The organism is Streptomyces hygroscopicus subsp. hygroscopicus, from assembly GCF_001553455.1.
Classification (GTDB): Bacteria; Actinomycetota; Actinomycetes; order Streptomycetales; family Streptomycetaceae; genus Streptomyces; species Streptomyces hygroscopicus.
In genome coordinates, this window is record NZ_BBOX01000582.1 from 1 (window position 1) to 3,181 (window position 3,181).

Below are 3,181 nucleotides of genomic sequence, written 5' to 3' on the forward strand. Positions count from 1 at the left end.
GGTCCGGCCTTCCAGGGGCTGCGGGCGGCCTGGCAGCGGGGCACCGACCTCTTCGCCGAGGTGGCGCTGCCCGCCGACATCGCCGGACAGGCGGCCCAGTTCGGCATGCACCCGGCGCTGCTCGACGCCGCCCTGCACCTGACGACGGCGAACGCCGGCAGTGCGACGGACCACGGGACCGGTGGTATCACCCTGCCCTCCGACTGGTCGGGTGTGCGGCTGTTCGCGGTCGGGTCCTCGGTCCTGCGGGTGCGGGTCGCGGCCGACGGCGCCGTACAGCTCGCCGACGGTGTGGGCGCCCCCGTGGCGGCCGTGGACTCCGTGGCGTCCCGCCGCGTGGAAGTGGCGGCGCGTGGCACGGGCGACTCACTGTTCCGGCTGGAGTGGTCACCCGCGCCCGCGTCCGCGCAGGCGCCGGAAACCCCGGCGCAGGTGGTGCTCGGCACGGACTTCGCCGACGTCGAGGCCCTGCGGCAGGCGATCGAGGCCGGTACCCCGGCCCCGGATGTGGTGATCCACCCGACCGCGGGCGGGACGGCCCGTACCGTACTGCCCCTGCTGCAACAGTGGCTCACCCTGCCGGAACTGGCGGGCACCCGGCTCGCGGTGGTCACCCGGGGCGCGGTGAGCACCGCCCCCGGCGAGGACGTGGCCGACCTGGCCGCCGCGACCGTGTGGGGTCTGGTGCGTTCGGCGCAGAGCGAGCATCCGGGCCGGTTCGTGCTGGTGGACCTGGACGAGGCGGCCGGGCCGGCGGCCGTGCCCTCCGCGGTGGGGGACGAGGACCAGCTGGCGGTGCGGGGCGACCGGGTGCTGGTGGCCCGGCTGGTGCGTGCCGTGCCCGGCGAAGACGAGGACGAGCGGCTGCCGGTGTGGTCGGCGGACGGCGCGGTGCTGGTCACCGGCGGTACGGGGACGTTGGGCGGGCTGGTGGCGCGGCACTTGGTGCGGCGGTGGGGTGTGCGGCGTCTGTTGTTGCTCAGCCGTCGTGGTGTGGATGCGCCGGGTGCGGGGGAGCTGGTGCGGGAGTTGACGGGGCTGGGTGCCCGGGTGGATGTGGCCGCGTGTGATGTGTCGGACCGGCGGGCGTTGGCGGATGTGCTGGATGGGGTGTCGTTGTCGGCGGTGGTTCATACGGCCGGTGTGCTGCGGGATGCCACGATCGCTTCGATGACGGGTGAGCAGGTCGATGAGGTGGTGCGGGCGAAGGCGGATGCGGCGTGGCATCTGCATGAGCTGACGCGGGAGATGGATCTGTCGGGGTTTGTGCTGTTCTCCTCGGCTGCTGGTGTGCTCGGCAGCCCGGGGCAGGGCAACTATGCGGCGGCGAACGCCTTTTTGGACGCGTTGGCCGCCGCGCGCCGGGCCCAGGGCCTTCCGGGTGTGTCGCTGGCGTGGGGTCTGTGGGGCCCGGCCAGTGGGATGACCGGGGACATGACGGAGGCGGACCGTCGGCGCATGGCCCGGGCGGGTTTCAAGGCGATGAGCCCCGAGGAGGGGCTGGCCCTCTTCGACACCGCGCTAAAGCTCGACACGCCGGCCGTCATGCCGGCGTCCTTCGACTGGAGCGCCGTGCGCCGGCAGACCGAGGCGGTGCCCAGTGTGCTGCGCGGGCTGATCCGGCCCTCCCGGCGCACGGCCGCGGGCGGCGAGGGCTCGTCCGCCTTCGCCCGCCAGTTGCTGGCCATGGCCGAGCCGGAACGTGAACGCTTCCTCGTCGACCTCGTCCGCACCGAGGTCGCGGCCGTCCTCGGCCACGCGGGAGCGGACGCGGTCGCCGTCGACCGGGCGTTCAAGGAGCTGGGCTTCGACTCGCTGACGGCCGTGGAGCTGCGCAACCGGCTCGGCGCGGTCACCGGCCTGACGCTGCCCGCGACGCTGGTCTTCGACCACCCCCGCCCGGTGGCCGTGGCACGGTACCTCCTCGGCGAGCTGGTGGGCGCCGCCGACGCGGCCGGAGCCCAGCCGGCTGTGGCCACCGTGGCGGACGAGCCGATCGCGATCGTGGGCATGGCCTGCCGCTTCCCGGGCGGGGTCGGCACCCCCGAGGACCTGTGGCGGTTGGTGGCCGGTGGAACGGACGTGATCTCCGGCTTCCCGACGGACCGCGGCTGGGACGTGGACGGCCTCTACGACCCGGACCCGGAGCACCCCGGCACGTCGTACACCCGCGAAGGCGGCTTCCTGTCCGCGGTCGCGGACTTCGACGCGGACTTCTTCGGCATCAGCCCGCGCGAGGCAGCCGCGACGGACCCGCAGCAGCGGCTGCTGCTCGAGACCGCGTGGGAAGCGTTCGAGCGTACGGGCATCGACCCGTCGACCCTGCTGGGCAGCCGGACCGGCGTCTTCGTGGGCAGCAACGCGCAGGACTACGCCGCGTACGTGGTGGGGGCGCCGGAAGAGAGCGTCGGATACCTGGCGACCGGCAGCGCCGCGAGCGTGATGTCCGGCCGGGTGGCGTACACCTTCGGCCTGGAGGGTCCGGCGGTGACGGTGGACACGGCGTGCTCGTCGTCGCTGGTGGCGTTGCATCTGGCCGCCCAGGCGCTGCGGAACGGTGAGTGCGAGCTGGCGCTGGCGGGCGGTGTCACGGTGATGACCACACCCGGCCTGTTCGTCGACTTCAGCCGGCAAAAGGCGCTGTCGCCCGACGGCCGGTGCAAGTCGTTCTCGGACGATGCGGATGGTACGGGGTGGGCCGAGGGTGTGGGTCTGCTGGTGGTGGAGCGGTTGTCGGATGCGCGGCGCAACGGCCATCAGGTGCTGGCGGTGGTGCGGGGCTCGGCGGTGAATCAGGATGGTGCGTCGAATGGGTTGACGGCGCCGAATGGTCCGTCGCAGCAGCGGGTGATCCGGCAGGCGCTGGCCAGTGGGCGGCTGGGTCCGGGTGATGTGGATGTGGTGGAGGCGCATGGTACGGGGACGACGCTGGGTGATCCGATCGAGGCGCAGGCGCTGCTGGCGACGTATGGTCAGGGTCGGCCGGAGGACCGGCCGTTGTGGCTGGGTTCGGTGAAGTCGAATATCGGGCATGCGCAGGCGGCGGCTGGTGTCGCGGGTGTGATCAAGATGGTGATGGCGATGCGGCACGGTGTGTTGCCGCGCACGCTGCACGTGGGGGAGCCGTCGCGGCATGTGGACTGGTCGGCGGGCGCGGTCCGGCTGCTCGCCGAGGATCAGC

General features: G+C 73.2%; 1 protein-coding gene. It reads left to right on the forward strand.

The features are described from left to right. On the forward strand, positions 1 to 3,181 hold a 3,181-nt coding region (locus AXW62_RS38905), incomplete at both ends, for an SDR family NAD(P)-dependent oxidoreductase (RefSeq protein ID WP_159061094.1).